The 15,796-nt window shown below is 59.3% G+C and carries 13 protein-coding genes; 4 read left to right on the top strand and 9 right to left on the bottom strand.

The features are described from left to right. Positions 1-2: 2 nt before the first annotated feature. On the bottom strand, positions 3-1,244 hold the full coding sequence (locus tag QWI20_RS20220; RefSeq protein WP_369306944.1) for an efflux RND transporter periplasmic adaptor subunit: 1,242 nt from the start codon (positions 1,242-1,244) through the stop codon (positions 3-5). Positions 1,245-1,310: 66 nt separating this feature from the next. After that, positions 1,311-2,537 (bottom strand): TolC family protein, encoded by a 1,227-nt coding sequence (locus QWI20_RS20225; protein WP_369307005.1) that lies wholly within the window; start codon positions 2,535-2,537, stop codon positions 1,311-1,313. 519 nt (positions 2,538-3,056) lie between these two features. Here QWI20_RS20225 and QWI20_RS20230 point away from each other — a divergent pair. Together QWI20_RS20230 and QWI20_RS20235 are read left to right on the top strand one after the other, a co-directional pair. Next, positions 3,057-3,731, top strand: coding sequence for a heavy metal response regulator transcription factor (locus tag QWI20_RS20230; RefSeq protein WP_133773521.1), 675 nt, complete (start codon positions 3,057-3,059; stop codon positions 3,729-3,731). Then, positions 3,728-5,119 carry a heavy metal sensor histidine kinase gene (locus tag QWI20_RS20235; protein WP_369306945.1) on the top strand — a complete coding sequence of 464 codons (1,392 nt, stop codon included), beginning with the start codon at positions 3,728-3,730 and terminating at the stop codon, positions 5,117-5,119. Before QWI20_RS20230 ends, QWI20_RS20235 begins: the two co-directional genes overlap by 4 nt. Positions 5,120-5,239: 120 nt before the next feature. Here QWI20_RS20235 and QWI20_RS20240 read toward each other — a convergent pair whose 3' ends face one another. Both QWI20_RS20240 and QWI20_RS20245 read right to left on the bottom strand, forming a co-directional pair. Further along, positions 5,240-5,677: a DUF4399 domain-containing protein gene (locus tag QWI20_RS20240; RefSeq protein WP_369306946.1), complete on the bottom strand. Its 438-nt coding sequence runs from the start codon at positions 5,675-5,677 to the stop codon at positions 5,240-5,242. Positions 5,678-6,052: 375 nt separating this feature from the next. Beyond that, the gene (locus QWI20_RS20245; protein WP_369307006.1) at positions 6,053-6,691 is read right to left on the bottom strand and encodes a 2OG-Fe(II) oxygenase; all 639 of its coding nucleotides are present in this window, start codon (positions 6,689-6,691) and stop codon (positions 6,053-6,055) included. 195 nt (positions 6,692-6,886) lie between these two features. Between QWI20_RS20245 and QWI20_RS20250 the strand changes: the two genes are divergently transcribed. Beyond that, complete coding sequence (locus QWI20_RS20250; protein WP_065987353.1) at positions 6,887-7,627, top strand: DUF2059 domain-containing protein; 741 nt, start codon at positions 6,887-6,889, stop codon at positions 7,625-7,627. A gap of 44 nt (positions 7,628-7,671) precedes the next feature. On the opposite strand, the gene QWI20_RS20255 is transcribed toward QWI20_RS20250, so the two are convergent. Beyond that, the gene (locus tag QWI20_RS20255) at positions 7,672-8,613 is read right to left on the bottom strand and encodes an alpha/beta hydrolase (protein ID WP_369306947.1); all 942 of its coding nucleotides are present in this window, start codon (positions 8,611-8,613) and stop codon (positions 7,672-7,674) included. Between the two features lie 166 nt (positions 8,614-8,779). On the opposite strand from QWI20_RS20255, the gene QWI20_RS20260 reads away from it, so the two are divergent. Continuing rightward, a complete protein-coding gene (locus tag QWI20_RS20260; RefSeq protein WP_369306948.1) occupies positions 8,780-11,197 on the top strand; it encodes a penicillin acylase family protein in 2,418 nt (805 codons plus the stop codon). 251 nt (positions 11,198-11,448) lie between these two features. Here the strand turns inward: QWI20_RS20260 and QWI20_RS20265 are convergent, their stop codons facing one another. From QWI20_RS20265 to QWI20_RS20280, 4 genes are read right to left on the bottom strand one after another with little or no spacing between them, the layout of a single operon-like run. Continuing rightward, the gene (locus QWI20_RS20265; RefSeq protein WP_192171268.1) at positions 11,449-12,339 is read right to left on the bottom strand and encodes an ABC transporter permease subunit; all 891 of its coding nucleotides are present in this window, start codon (positions 12,337-12,339) and stop codon (positions 11,449-11,451) included. Further along, the gene (locus QWI20_RS20270; RefSeq protein ID WP_037016213.1) at positions 12,336-13,256 is read right to left on the bottom strand and encodes an ABC transporter permease subunit; all 921 of its coding nucleotides are present in this window, start codon (positions 13,254-13,256) and stop codon (positions 12,336-12,338) included. The genes QWI20_RS20265 and QWI20_RS20270 overlap by 4 nt, the downstream gene beginning before the upstream one ends. Continuing rightward, a complete protein-coding gene (gene potA / locus QWI20_RS20275; RefSeq protein ID WP_282369842.1) occupies positions 13,253-14,395 on the bottom strand; it encodes a polyamine ABC transporter ATP-binding protein in 1,143 nt (380 codons plus the stop codon). The genes QWI20_RS20270 and potA overlap by 4 nt, the downstream gene beginning before the upstream one ends. Positions 14,396-14,451: 56 nt before the next feature. Further along, positions 14,452-15,546, bottom strand: coding sequence for a polyamine ABC transporter substrate-binding protein (locus QWI20_RS20280; protein WP_369306950.1), 1,095 nt, complete (start codon positions 15,544-15,546; stop codon positions 14,452-14,454). Between the last annotated feature and the right edge of the window lie 250 nt (positions 15,547-15,796).

The raw sequence follows: 15,796 nt of genomic DNA on the forward strand, positions 1-15,796 counted from the left end.
GGTCAATGGGCATGCTCGGCAGAGCTCTTACCCAGCTCGGACTTGAGGATGAAGCTGCCGGCAGAGGCCACTTGGGCGCCGGCGTCCAGGCCTTGGACGATTTCCACGAAGCCACCATCTCGGCGACCGACCTCCACGGCACGCAGCTGGAAACCTTCAGCATTGCGAACAAACACTGACGGCTTATCTTCCACTGTCTGAATGGCCGACTCGGGGAGGCTGACCGAGGCATTGGCTTTATCCGCCGCCACATCAACGGAGACGAACAGTCCGGGACGCCATGCGCCCTCGGGGTTATTCAGGATCACCCGCACAGCGGCAGCCCTGGTTTGCTCGCCAAGCAGACTTCCCACGTAACTGATCCGGCCTTCGACCTGAGCGTTAAGATCAGGTGCGCTGACCGTCACGGCTCGCCCGACTACCACGCGCTGCAAATCCTTTGGCGTCGCACCAAAGGTTGCCCAGACACGCGACAAGTCAGAAAGCGTGAAGGCTGCAGTGGCTTCGTTCACCACTTCGCCAATGCCGAGATGCTTCTCCACAACCACAGAGTCAAATGGGGCAATCAACTCATAGCGATTGCCGGCGGCTGCGTTGACACTGGCACCAATCGCGCTCAGTTTTTGCCGAGCGTTCGACCGGCTGATATCTGCCTCCTGGAAAGACTGGCGCGCAAGCAAGTAGTCCTGCTCGGCGGAAATCTTGTCCTCCCACAGTTTTTTTTCGCGCTGCATGGTCAAGCGAGCCAGCTCGGTTCTTCTCTGCGCGGCATTCAGTTCGCTGCGCATGTCCGTGATTTGCTGGCTTGCGATCACAGCGAGTACCTGCCCCTTCTTTACCGATTGGCCCAACTCGACTCTGACTTCATCAACGACGCCACTCACCCGTGGGACTACATGGGTCGTGCGGTCTTCGTCGAATCTGATCTCCCCTGGAAAAGTGACCGACGTATTCATCAACCTCGGCCCCGCCAGGGCAAGCTCGATGCCGGCTGCGTTTATTTGCTCCGGGGTCAGTTCAAGCTGGCCTTCCTCTTCATGGGATTCACCCTTGCCCTCGTCAGAATCTTCTCCACCGTGACCATCGCCTTCGGCGTGCGCCTCATTGCCTTCTTTGCCATGATCCTTGCCGGAAGGCTGGGACTCTGCAGCAACGGGGAGTCCTTGACGGGTGACCGTCAGACTGCTCAAACCGATGATGGCTATCACCACCAGTGCGGCGGTAATGCTCCGTTTTTTGTTCATGAATGCTCCCGGCGATCATGCGCTTGCACACAGTGCGATGCGCTCAATAAGTGCGTAAAAATAGCTTTAAGGATGAGTGCTGAATGGGCTGAGATCGCCGTAGATCCGCTCGACAGTGACCCTGGCGTCAGTGGCGTTGGCCAACGACTCCAGATATTGGCTTCGGGCATCGATCAGCGTGCGCTGAGCATCGAGAACTTCGAGGAAGCCGAACTTGCCCATCTCAAAGCCTCGGGTCGCCGCATCGACCGCGCTTTTGGCGGACGGCAAGATGACCTGATTGAAAGCCTCCACATCGAGTGTGGCCGTTACCCATTGGGCAAGGGCAGATTGAGTGGTGGTACGCAGTCTCAGCTCCACCGCATTACGCAGGTCGCGGGCTTGATCAGCGCGACGCGAAGCCGCAAGCACGTTTCCCTGATTCCTGTTGAAAAGCGGAAGGGGCATCGAAAAACCAACCACGTTGACACGCTCGCGATCCTCGCGGGTGTATTGGCTGCCAATGCTGACCGTGAGGTCCGGGATGCGCTGCGCACGCTCCGAACCCAATGATGCGTCTCGCTGTTCAATCTGAGCCTGGGCCAGGCGCAGCTCGGCAGACCGATCGATTGCGGTGAGTATTTTCGCAGCGAGTGGCGCCTTGCCCGGGGACAGATCGGCGTATTCCAGGCTATCGAAGGTCGCCGATGCGGAGCCGGTTGCACGGGCGAGGTCGCGATAGCTATTAGCTTTCAACGTTTGTGCGCGTCGAACCAGCAGGTTGGTCTCGGACAACTGGACTTGCGCACGGGTAGCCTCTACCGGCGATGATTTACCGGCACGCACACGGCCCTCGGCGATCTCAAGCCCGCGCTCAGCCAGGGAGTGAGATTGTTGCGCCAGATCCAGCCCCGTTTGAGCTCGAACGGCGGCGTAAAACGTCTGAACCACTTCGGCACGTAGCTCGTTCCCGCGACGCTCCAGCTCGATTTGAGCAGCGTCCTGGCCACGGCTCGCGACATCGATACGCGCTCCTCTCTTGCCGCCGAGCTCCAATGCCTGACTCAGCATGACGGTCGTGGTGCTGGTACTACGACGGGTGTCTTCCGCTTCCCAGGAAACCACCGGGTTCGGCATGAGCCCAGCCTGCTGTCTATCACCTTCGGCGATCCCTATCTCCCTTCGAGCGGCAGCAAGATCAGGGTTTTCAGCAAATGCCGACTCAATGGCTTGGGGCAAGCTCAGACTCTGAGCAACGACAACACCAGGTGCGGCGAGAGGCAGCAACAACACGCAAAATGCACCCAGCCTCATCGAAGAGGTCATGGATAATCGTCTATGTCCGAGCACAGTCGCACTTCTCCAGTTGCATAAACCACCCAATTAAAAATAAACAGGTATAACGCCAGCTCTGAAGCCAGGGTTTGATGGGCGGACTTTATGTAATAGGAGTTATCAGAGGGATGACTGGAAAATTACAATTACGTTATCTACAAAAACGAAAAACCTTTTGAAACTACAATCTCGAGCCGATGTGTTTTAGCCTTGGCTGAAACGTGCTGCAACATGTGCACCCTTGCACTATTTTGCGAGATCTCGTGAGTGGTGAATGACTGAAGTCAGCGCTGTCAGGGAGATGCGACATAACGTCGCCATACCCCGAAAACCTGAGCCTTTCGGCTGGTCACGCTTGACCCTGTAGCGACTACAGGGATAAGAATTTGCTTTGCATCCAAAGGGTTGTGAAAAATTCGTCAATAAAACTATAGAAAAATAGTTAACCCAACGACCTATTTGGCAACTGACTACTTAATTCAAACAGGAAATCCTGCCATGCGAATCCTTGTTGTAGAGGACGAGCCCAAAACTGCCGAGTATATGCATCAGGGACTCACGGAGAGCGGCTATGTAGTTGATGTCGCAAACACCGGCCTCGATGGTCTTTGTCTCGCTCAGCACCAGGCATACGATATTGTGATACTGGATGTAAACTTGCCAGAAATGGAGGGTTGGGAGGTACTGGCCCGGCTGCGAGAAACAAGTAATACCAGAGTGATGATGGTGACCGCTCGCGGGCGGCTCGATGAAAAAGTCCGAGGCCTGGAAATGGGAGCTGACGACTATCTGGTCAAACCTTTCGAGTTTCCAGAACTGCTTGCACGGGTTCGAACCTTGATGCGCCGGAGTGAACAAGCGGGACTGCCCGAAGTGCTGCGCGTCGGCGACCTTGAACTGGATCAAGGCAGGCATAGAGCGTTCAGGGGCACTCGGCGCATCGATCTGACGACTAAAGAATTCGCCCTCCTGCACGTGCTCATGAGACACAGCGGAGAGGTGATGTCGCGGACTCAGATCATCTCCCTGGTGTGGGACATGAATTTTGACTGCGATACCAATGTTGTCGAGGTATCGATCAGGCGACTGAGGGCCAAAATAGACGATCCTTTTGATCAGAAGTTGATTCATACCCTTCGCGGGGTTGGCTACGTGTTGGAAGCTCGCGAATGAGACCCACGCGACTCTCGACGAAGCTCGGCATCACTGTCACAGCGATGAGTGCTGTATTGGCATTGGTCATGGCGACGTTCGCCTATGCATCTATTTCGCGCCAGTTGGATGTCCAGGCAAAAGATGGGCTGACAGAGAAGTTAGCGCAGGTTGAACACAGTCTCGCCGAAAGCTCCGCAACGGCAGCGGACATCGTGCTTCATCCCCATAACCTGCGTGATCAAATCGTCGGTCACGACAATTTGACCCTCACCATCATGGACTCGAGCATTCCACGAAAGCAGCTGCTGATCCTTGGAAACGATGACGCGGTCGAGTTACCGATACCCAAAACAGGGAGCCGATCACTGGAGTTCCAGCGACTGGATTCCTCCGATGGCCATGACTTGTTGATGGCGCATAAGCTGATTCGACTCAAAAATGACCAACAGATTCTGGTCATGCTGACCCTCGATAGAAAAAGTGATGTCACCTTACTCAACGCTTATGTGAAGTCCACGCTGATCGCATTGCCTTTTATTTTGCTCCTGGTGGGTGGCTGCGCATGGTGGGTAGTTCATCGCGGACTCAAACCGCTCAGGGCATTGCGCAAGGTTGCAGAGAGGGTATCCGCCCGCGACCTCTCGCACAGGATGAAGGTACACGGTCTGCCTGAAGAGCTGAGCGACCTGGCCCATGCGGTCAATTTCATGCTGCACCGCTTGGACGGCGACGTTCAGCAGCTCGCCCAGTTCTCGGACGATCTGGCACATGAACTGCGCTCGCCGATGAATAATCTAATGGGCACGGCTCAAGTGACTCTGTCCAGGGAGAGGCCTCCGGCGGAATACAAGCAAGTACTCGAATCGTGTACCGAAGAGCTTGAGCGACTGTCTCGTATGGTCTCCCAGATGCTGTTTTTAGCCAGCGTCAGCCAACCGTCTGCGCCGCTGACGTTCAGTTCAATTGATCTGCGAGAAGAAGCAGAAAAGGTCGCGGAGCTTTTTGCGATGTCAGCGGAAGAAAAGAAGATGTCCGTTGTGGTGCAGGGAGATGCAAAGGTCTCCGGTGATCGTCTGATGATCCAGCGCGCCATTTCAAATCTACTTTCGAATGCCATCAGACACGGGACAGCCGGCACTCCCGTTACGCTCAGCCTTTCAACCCTGAAAGAGGAAGTTTCGCTGGCGGTACGCAATACAGGCGAAGGGATTGAAGCGGAACACCTTCCTCGCCTGTTTGATCGCTTCTACAGGGTTCATGCAAGCCGCTCCCGGCAGCAAGGTGGGACAGGGTTAGGACTTGCCATCGTGCGCTCAATCATGAGCTTGCACGAAGGACGCGTAGCGGTTGAAAGCAAACCTGGGGATGTCACAACATTCAGCCTGATCTTCCCTATTCCCGCTTAGATCATTGCTGCTCTTTTTACTGTCTGAGGCTATGCGCGCGATCCCCTCTACCTTTTTCCGGTCTTGAGTATGCGGCGTACCAACCTGTAGAACGCCATCCATGGCCTCTGCGGATACGCGTTATTTGACCGTAATGGTGATCTTCTGCGACTCGACCGGCGGGTTCAGCGGGACGTGGTTCTTGTCGCCCACAAGCAGTTGCAGAGTGTGCTGGCCCGGCGTGAGGTTCAGCTCGGTTTCGGTCTGGCCCTTGCCGAAGTGGCGGATGTTGTCGGTGGTCGGCAGCGGCGCGGTCATGTCGGGCTGATCCTTGACGTCGATCAGCAGGTGGTGATGACCGGTGTCCGGCACGTCAACGCCGGCCGGGGCAACGCCCATGCCCTTGAGGCCGAACTGCACCTTGAAGGCGCCATTGACGGTCGCGCCGTCTTTGGGCGAGATGATGTAAACCTCGGCGCCTGCGGGCGATGCCGTGCGAGGGATGTCGGCGGCCTGGGCCAGCAAGCTCGCCCCCAGCAGCAGTCCGGTGAGGGCAGTTCTAGCGAATAACGTCTTCATGATCTCTCCGTTTTTATCGATGTGCGGCTGGCGGGTTCGGGAGTCGAAGCCTCTTCACCCCGACAGACAACCGCTCGGGACCGACCTTTACCTTAGCTGCGGTTGGCGGCCAAGTGTCTCGGTGAGTGATTTGATGTAGAAGATTTCATGTTGAGCCGATGGGGAGTCACACAGCAACCACAACCGCTGCGGGAGCCGTCACGCCTCTGTCGCGCAGCAAACACCGTCCATGTGGGAGTGAGCTTGCTCACGAAGGCGGCATTTCTGACGCTAAATATGTAGCGGATGTCTGGGCCTCTTCGCGAGCAAGCTCGCTCCCACGGGATCGGGGGTCGGCTTGCAATTTCCGGCTGCCGCAAGGTCAAGCGCGTTTCGCTACAGCTCGAACGGCTCGTTCCCGCGCCGCCTGAACCAGCCGGTCAGCGACAGTCGCTCGCGGGTCGACGGCATGACTTCGTGGGGCATGTCGCCCGAGAGGAACACCACCAGGCAGCCGCCGGAGGGCTGCACGTCATACTCGACGCCGCCCTTCAGGTACATCCGCAACTGGCCGCCATGCTCTGGCAACCAGCCGTCATTGAGGTAGACGACCGCCGAGACCATGCGTTTGTCGTCATCGCGAAAACGGTCCACGTGCTTGAGGTAGAAGGCCCCTGGCGGATAGAGCGCGAAGTGGCTTTCGTAATCCTCAAGGCCCAGAAACAGGCCCCGGTTCAGCGCCTGACGCAGGCTCTCCATCAGGTCCAGATAGCGATCGCACGGCTCGGCCTGCCCCGCTTCCAGCCACTGAATGTGATCGCCGCGAATCCCCTCCCGAACCTCCTGCGCCGGCCCGCGCCCCACCGCAGCAGGTGCGAGCTCGCCCTGAACGGCACGCGTGCGGCACTCAAGCGCCAGCTCGCGGGTCAGGGTGTCGGGCAGGAAGATGTTCTGCTGCGACCAGCCACGCTCGGCCAGGTCGTCGACGATTCGCAACAGCAGCGGGTGATCAGGGGATATGCGCATGGCGCGCATAGTATCCATACGCCGATTAATCCGACAGAGCCTGCAGTCCGGCGAATGAGGAATATTTTTGCGGGGTTGAATACGCCCGGCGGTTTTGCCCCACTGCTGATCGAACCCACGGTTTTTAGCGGGGTCTGGCAAGTGTTAACTCGACAAATCCCCGCTGCCCCACCGAGAATGGCGGCCTGCCGACAGGAGTCTCTAATGCGCCGTCTGTTTTTCCTGCTGTTGATGTTCTGCACTTTGCCCGCTTGGGCAGACGGCCACGATCAGCTGTACACGCTCGCCGGCTGGCCGGAACAACGCGCTCATTTTGTCGATGCCTTGAAAGCCGCTCAGCAGCGTTACCGCAACAGCCTTCCACCGGCCGTGTTCGACGCTCTGGTGAGCAACAGCAATCAGCGTTTCGCGCCCCAGGCGATGGACCAGCGCGGGGAGCAAATGCTGCGCCAGACGTTGCAAGACCCGAACCCTGCACTGCAGTTTTTCCAGTCGCCCCTGGGCCGCAAGATCGTCAACGCCGAGCTCACCGCGACGCGCCCGGACCAACTGGCCAAAAACGCCCAAGGCCTGCCGCACATCCAGGCCGACGACAACCGCCTGCTGATCATCGGCCACCTGGCCAACGCGCTCCCCGCCAAGGAAGCCGGCGCCGAGGTCAGCATGGCGATTGCTGGCGTCGCCGCCGACAGCCTGAGTTCAATGATTCCAGGCCTGATGGGCGGCGGAACGACCCAGGCGATGCTCGACAGTCAGCGTCAGCGGCTCATGGGGCAGATCGGCAAAGACGTGAACAACACGCTGCTTTACGTGTACCGCGACCTGTCGGACGGCGAGCTGGACGAGTTCGCGACCTTCGCCGAGTCCAACGAGGGCAAGGCCTACTACAAGGCCGCGCTGGCCGCCGTTCGCGCGGGATTGGCGGTCGGGCAGACTGTCAAATAACGTCAGTGGGATCGACTTCAGTCGGGAAACCCGCCCTCCGAGCCCTACCCCATCCGCTGCGTCAGAAACTCAAAAAACCGCGCCCGCAGCGCGGGTGACTCGTTCACCAGGTGATGCCGCGCTTCGGGCAGCATGAAGATCTGCGGCTCGGCGAACTTATCCTTGAGCACTGGCAGATTATGTCTCCAGTCCACGGTCATGTCCGACTCGCCCTGTATGATCAGCGGGCTGCGGCGGCTGCGCGGCGCGCGCTCTATGCGCTCGATCCATTTGGCCAGCGCGCCCACCCAGACGGTCGGCAAGCGCCGGGGCTGCAACGGATCCGCCAGCAGGAACGGCAGAAAGGTCGGGGCGTTGGAGTTTTCGCTGAAGCGCCGGTCGATGGCTTTGACGAAGCCGCGCAGCAGGTAGTAGCTGAGTTTCGACAAGGCCCAGCCGCGCGGCCGCACCAGCGGCGCCAGCAAGATGGTCTGACCCTGCGCCGGGCTGGCGTCGCCGTGATGCAGCAAGTGATCGATGACAATCGCGCCGCCGGTGCTTTGCCCGCACAGGTGCCACGGCTGCGGCAGGTTGAGGCTTTCGGCTTCGATAAACAGCCGATCCAGCACGGCCTGATACTCCGCGAAGTCGGTAATGCTTGCCCGCGCCCCACTGGACAGTCCATGGCCCGGCAGGTCGCAGGCTATCACCGCCAGCCCAAGCTCCAATGCCCAGTCGATGACGTGACGATACAAGCCGATGTGATCGTAAAACCCATGCATCAGCACCAGCGTGCCGACCGGCTGTTCGGGCATCCACAGCTGAGTGACGATGTCGTAACCGCCCACTTCAACGCGCCCAATCCGGCTGCTGATCAAGCCATTCGGGCCAAGCGCGTTTAGGCCGTAGAAACGCTGATAAGCCTGGGCCTCTTCAGATGGCGCTTGCGACACGCTTAGCGGCAACAGCTCAGCACGCAGGTGATCGGGATCGAACGTGTCAGACATCGGAATACCAGATGAGGTGTGTGTGGGAAGCGGCCGCACGGAAGTGTCATCTGTCCGCTGCGGCGTGGCAAGTTACGCGACCTAAATCCGTGAGCGGGCTGTCTACCCAGTCGCGAGACAAATCTGTAGCCTGCAAAACCTTCACGATTCTCATTTGAGCCCCCGGATGAAACGCAGCCTTTATTTCGTCGTCGCAGTGTTGGTGCTCATCGGGGGCGCGGGCGCCTGGTACATCCACGGCAAGCAGCCGGTCCGCGATGGCGAGATGACCCTGACAGGCCTCCAGGCCCCGGTCACCGTGCGTTACGACGAGCGCGGCGTGCCGCATATTCGTGCCGACAACCAGGACGATTTGTACCGCGCTCTGGGCTATGTCCACGCTCAGGACCGCCTGTTCCAGATGGAAATCCTGCGCAGGCTGGCGCGCGGCGAGCTGGCTGAAGTCCTCGGTCCCAAGCTGGTCAACACCGACAAGCTGTTCCGTAGCCTGCGCATCCGCGAGCACGCCGATGCCTATGTCGCGCGCCAGGACAAAAACACGCCGGCGTGGAAGGCGCTTCAAGCGTATCTGGACGGCATCAATCAATATCAGGCGACGCATTCCAAGCCGATCGAGTTCGACGTCCTGGGCATTCGCGAGCGGCCGTTCACGGCGCAAGACACCCTTAGCGTCGGCGGGTATCTGGCGTACAGCTTTGCGGCGGCGTTTCGCACCGAGCCTTTGATGACCTACGTGCGGGATCAACTGGGCCCGGAATACCTGAAAATCTTTGATCTGGACTGGCAGCCGAAAGGCGCGCTTGGACAATCTTCCGGGGGCAGTCAAACGCCCGCGCTGACCGGCAACGACTGGAAAGGCCTCAATGACTTGGCACTGCTCAGCCAGCAGGCGCTTGAGAAAGCTGGCCTGCCGCAGTTCGAGGGCAGCAATGCCTGGGCGGTGTCCGGCAGCCGCACCCAGAGTGGCAAACCGCTCCTGGCGGGTGATCCGCACATTCGTTTCTCGGTGCCGGCGGTCTGGTACGAAGCCCAGCTGACCGCGCCAGGTTTCGAGCTGTACGGGCATTTTCAGGCGCTCAACCCCTTCGCGCTGCTCGGCCATAATCTGGATTTCGGCTGGAGCCTGACGATGTTCCAGAACGATGACCTGGACCTGATCGGTGAAAAGACCAACCCCGATAACCCCAACCAAGTCTGGTACCACGGCGCCTGGGTGGACATGACCTCACGCACCGAGCAGATCGACGTCAAGGGTCAAGCCCCCGTCACGATCACCTTGCGTCAGTCACCCCACGGCCCGATCGTCAATGACGCGCTGGGCGCCAATGGGGCGCAACAGCCGAGCGACACGCCGATTGCGATGTGGTGGTCGTTTCTCGAGTCGGACAACCCGATCCTGCAGGGCTTCTACGAAGCCAACCGCGCCGACACGCTGGAGAAGATGCGCAGCGCCGCCGAGAAGATTCAGTCGCCGGGCCTGAACATCGTCTACGCCAACGCCAAGGGCGATATCGGCTGGTGGGCGGCGGCGCAGTTGCCGAAGCGGCCTGCGGGGGTCAATCCGACGTTCATTCTCGACGGCAGCTCCGAGCAGGCTGACAAGAACGGTTTCTACCCTATCAGCGACAACCCGCAGGAAGAAAACCCGGCGCGGGGTTATATCGTCTCGGCGAACTTCCAGCCGGTGTCGCCCACGGGGATGGAGATTCCGGGCTACTACAATCTCCCCGAGCGCGGTCGCCAGCTGAATAACCAGTTGAGCGACGACAAGGTGAAATGGAATCTGGAGAACAGCAAGGCGCTGCAGCTCGGCACGCGGACTGACTACGCCGAGCAGATTCTGACGCCGTTGATTCCGGTGCTGCGCCGCGTGGTGAGCGAGCCGGAGGAGCACGATCTGCTGGAGCGCCTGGCCGCCTGGAACGGTGACTACTCCGTGGATTCGGTGGGGGCGACGCTGTTCAATCAGTTCCTGTTCAATCTGACCGATCAGGTGTTCCATGACGAGCTGAGCGACGGGATGTTCACGACGCTGCTGTCGACACGACTCATTGACCTGGCCCTGCCGCGACTGGCTGCCGACGCCGATTCGCCGTGGTGGAACAATCGCCATTCTCGAGAGCCCGAGAGCCGCGGCAACACGGTGAAGGTCGCCTGGCACGCAGCGGTCTCACATTTGAAATCGCTGTACGGGCAGAACCCGGATGAATGGACCTGGGGCAAGGCGCACACGCTGACCCACGAGCATCCGCTGGGCAAACAACCGCCGCTGGACATGCTGTTCAACGTCGGGCCATTCGCGGCGCCGGGTACCCATGAGGTGCCGAACAACCTGTCAGCAAGCATAGGCCCCGCGCCATGGCCGGTGACTTACGGCCCATCGACGCGCCGCCTTATCGACTTCGCCGACCCGGCCCACGCCCTGGGGATCAACCCGGTGGGCCAGAGCGGCGTGCTGTTCGACAAGCACTACGCCGATCAGGCGCAGCGCTACGTCAACGGCGAGTACGCGCCGGAGCGGTTCAGCGAAGGAGATGTGGCGGGGAACAGCAAAGAGGCGTTGCGGTTAGTGCCGGGGCATTAACCCATCACCGCAAATCTATAGCGCACGCACTGGCCTCTTCCCGGCTAAAGCCGGTCCCACTAACAGCATCGCGTGCATCCAGTGGGGCTGGCTGGAGTCCCAACTTGTGGGACCGGCTTTAGCCGGGAAGGCGTAGTGCGTTACGCCGCAAATCTATAGCGCACACACCGGCCTCTTCCCGGCTAAAGCCGGTCCCACTAACAGCATCGCGTGCATCCAGTGGGAACATCTCACTGGAGCAGTGATCGGGATCAAACCGACTCAACCACCTTTGCACGACGCAGGTCCGGCTGTTTCCAACCGTCTGCCGCAGCTTCTTCGATGGCTAGCTGGATGGCGCGTTTGCGGTTGTTTTCCGCGCGGCGGCTGAAGAACCAGACCAGGAAGGTCGCAATCGACACCGCCAACAGAATCAGACTGGCAATCGCGTTGATCTCAGGCTTCACGCCCAGGCGCACCGCCGAGAACACTTCCATCGGCAGGGTCGTCGACCCCGGGCCGGAGACGAAGCTCGCCAGCACCAGGTCGTCCAGCGACAGCGCGAAGGACATCATCGCCCCCGCCGCCAGCGATGGCGCGATCATCGGGATGGTGATCAGGAAGAACACCTTCCACGGCCGCGCACCCAGGTCCATTGCTGCTTCTTCGATGGACATGTCCAGCTCACGCAGACGCGCCGACACCACTACCGCCACATACGCCGCACAGAACGTCGTGTGGGCGATCCAGATGGTGACGATGCCGCGCTCCTCCGGCCAGCCGAGCAGCTGCGCCATCGCCACGAACAGCAGCAGCAGCGACAGACCGGTGATCACTTCCGGCATCACCAGTGGCGCCGTGACCAGACCGCCAAAGAACGTCTTGCCCTTGAACCGGGTGATCCGCGTCAGCACGAACGCCGCCATCGTACCCAGCGCCACTGCAGCGATCGACGTGTAGAGGGCGATTTCCAGCGAGCGCATGACCGCGCTCATCAGTTGGGTGTTGTCGAGCAGCCCGACGTACCACTTCACCGACCAGCCGCCCCAGACCGTTACCAGCTTGGAGGCGTTGAACGAGTAGATCACTAGAATGACCATGGGCGCGTAGATGAAGATCAGGCCCAGTACCAACATCAGGTTCGAGAATCGGAAGCCTCTCATGCCTTGCCCTCCAGCTCTTTGGCCTGACTGCGGTTGAACAGAATGATCGGTACGATGAGGATCAACAGCATGACCACTGCCAGCGACGACGCTACCGGCCAGTCACGGTTGTTGAAGAATTCCTGCCAGAGCACTTTACCGATCATCAGCGTCTCGGGGCCGCCCAGCAGTTCCGGGATGACGAACTCGCCCACCACCGGAATGAACACCAGCATGCAGCCAGCGATGATGCCGTTCTTGGACAGCGGCACGGTGATTTTCCAGAAGCTGTTAAACGTGCTCGAACCCAGGTCCGATGCGGCTTCCAGCAGGCTCTGATCGTGCTTCACCAGATTCGCGTACAGCGGCAGGATCATGAACGGCAGATACGAGTACACCACGCCGATGTACACCGCGAGGTTGGTGTTGAGGATCTGCAACGGCTCGCTGATCACACCCAGCCACATCAGAAACGCGTTGAGCAGGCCGTTGTTGCTGAGGATGCCCATCCACGCGTAAACGCGGATCAGGATCGCGGTCCAGGTCGGCATCATGATCAGCAGCAACAGCACCGTCTGCATCTCTTTGCGGGCGATGGAGATCCCATAGGCCATCGGATAGCCGATCAACAGGCACAGCACGGTGCTGATGAACGCCATCTTCAACGAGCCGAGATACGCCGAGATGTACAAATCGTCACTGGTCAGCAGGGCGTAGTTGGCGAAGTTGAGCACGATGTCGAGCTTCTGCTCGACGTAGGTGAAGATCTCGGTGTACGGCGGAATCGCCACGTCCGCTTCAGCGAAGCTGATCTTGATGACGATCAGAAACGGCAGCGCGAAAAACAGAAACAGCCACAGGAACGGCACGCCAATAACGGCCTGGCGCCCGGTGGGTTTTATTCGATTGAAAGCCCGTTTTATTTTTCGGATTTTCATGAGCGCAATACCACGCCGCTGTCGTCTTCCCACCAGACGAAGACTTCATCGTCCCAGGTCGGACGTGTGCCCTGACGTTCGGCGTTGGCGACGAACGACTGCACCAGCTTGCCCGACGGCAGTTTCACGTAGAACACCGAGTGACCGCCCAGATAGGCGATGTCGTGAACCTTGCCCCGCGACCAGTTGTGTTCGAACGTCGGCTGTTCGGTGGTCACCAGCAGCTTTTCAGGACGCAGCGCGTAGGTAATCCGCTTGTCTTCCACCGACGTGGTGACGCCATGGCCGACATAGATTTTGCGTTCCAGCTCAGGGCTGCTGATCAGCGCATGGCCTTCCATGTCTTCGATGACTTCGCCATCGAACAGGTTGACGTTGCCGATGAACTCGCACACCAGGCGGCTGGTGGGCGTTTCGTAGATATCGATCGGGCTGCCGATCTGCGCGATCCAGCCCAGGTGCATGATCGCAATGCGCTCGGCCATGGTCATGGCCTCTTCCTGGTCGTGGGTCACCATCACACAGGTCACGCCAACGCGCTCGATGATTTCCACCAGCTCCAGTTGCATCTGCGAACGCAGCTTTTTATCCAGTGCGCCCATGGGTTCGTCGAGCAGCAGCAGTTTCGGCTTCTTGGCCAGCGAACGCGCCAGTGCCACACGCTGGCGTTGTCCGCCCGACAGCTGGTGCGGCTTGCGCTTGGCGTACTGGGTCATTTGGACCAGCTTGAGCATCTCGGCCACGCGGGCTTCGACTTCGGCCTTGGGCAGCTTGTCCTGCTTGAGGCCAAAAGCGATGTTGTCCGCCACGGTCATGTGCGGAAACAGCGCGTAGGACTGGAACATCATGTTGATCGGACGTTCGTACGGCGGCATGTCGGTGATGTCGACGCCGTCGAGGTAAATGCGGCCTTCGGTCGGGCGTTCAAAGCCGGCAAGCATGCGCAGCAGGGTGGATTTCCCCGAGCCGGAGCCGCCGAGCAGGGCAAAGATTTCACCCTTGTTGATCTGCAGAGACACGTCGTCCACAGCAATCGTCTCATCGAACTTTTTCGTGACCCGATCGATTTTGACCAGCACCTGTTTCGGTTGCTGACCACCCTCAAGGGATTTCTTGTAGGCGCCGGAGGCAACTGCCATGGGTGAAACTCCCAACTGTTTTTGCGCCCGGCCAATGGGGCCGGGCGCCAAGGTCTTTATTTACCGGTTTTGATCTTCGTCCAGCTGCGCGTCATGACACGCTGGATCTTGGGAGGCAGCTCGGAGTTGACGTACAGGCGCTCCTGTATCTCCTTCGAAGGGTAAACCGCCTCATCGTTGCGAATTTCCTGATCCATCAGCTCGCCCGAAGCCGGGTTCGGGTTGGCGTAACCCACCTGATCACTGACCTTGGCGATCACGTCGGGCTTGAGGATGTAGTTGATGAACGCGTGAGCGGCCTTCACGTCCGGCGCATCCGAAGGGATGGCGAGCATGTCGAACCACAGGTTGCCGCCCTCTTTCGGGATCGAGTAGGCGATGTTGACGCCTTTGCCGGCTTCTGCGGCACGGGCCTTGGCCTGGAAGACGTCACCGGAGAAACCGGCAGCGATACAGATGTCGCCGTTGGCCAGGTCAGTGATGTATTTGGACGAGTTGAAATAGGTCACGTAAGGGCGGACTTTGAGCAGCTTGGCTTCGGCGGCCTTGTAGTCTTTCTCGTCGGTGCTGTTCGGACTCAGCTTCATGTAATTGAGGACTGCGGGGATCATCTCGTCAGCCGAGTCGAGGAACGCGACGCCGCACTTCTGCAGCTTCTTGATGTTCTCAGGCTCGAACAGAATGGCCCACGAATCGATAGTGTCGACGCCCAAGACTTCCTTGATCTTGTCGACGTTGTAGCCGATGCCGTTGGTGCCCCACAGATAAGGCACGGCGTACTGGTTGCCCGGGTCGTTTTTTTCCAGGCGCTTGAGCAGTTCGGGGTCGAGATTGGAGTAGTTCGGCAGCTGTGATTTGTCGAGCTTTTGAAACGCCCCGGCCTTGATCTGTTTGCCGAGGAAATGGTTGGACGGCACGACCACGTCATACCCGGTATGACCGGCCAGCAGCTTGCCTTCCAGGGTTTCGTTGGAATCGAACACGTCGTACTTGGTCTTGATCCCGGTGGTGGACGTGAAGTCCTCCAGCGTCGTGGTGCCGATGTAATCGGACCAGTTATAAATGCGAACGGTGGAATCCGCGTAGGCACCGGCCGCGAGCGTCAGCCCGGCGCCGAGCAGCAAGCCTTTTGAAAATAAAGAAATAGACACGTGTGCAGTCCTTTTTTAGTAGGTGGGCCTGTTGCCCGTACCGATGACAGTAACGACTGCCTGTGACCCATCCGGCGCGCAACTTACCTTCGATAAACCCTTCTCGCAAAAAAACTTTTTGTGACGCGGGTGTCATGACGGCTGACGCCAAACCTGCAGGAGTGCGCCTGCTCGCGATTGCGGTGTGTCAGTCATGCATCCGGCTCAGGCAAACCGCATTCGCGAGCAAGCTCGCTCCCACAGGTGCGCC

The sequence above is a fragment of the Pseudomonas sp. W2-17 genome (assembly GCF_041060445.1).
Classification (GTDB): domain Bacteria; phylum Pseudomonadota; class Gammaproteobacteria; order Pseudomonadales; family Pseudomonadaceae; genus Aquipseudomonas.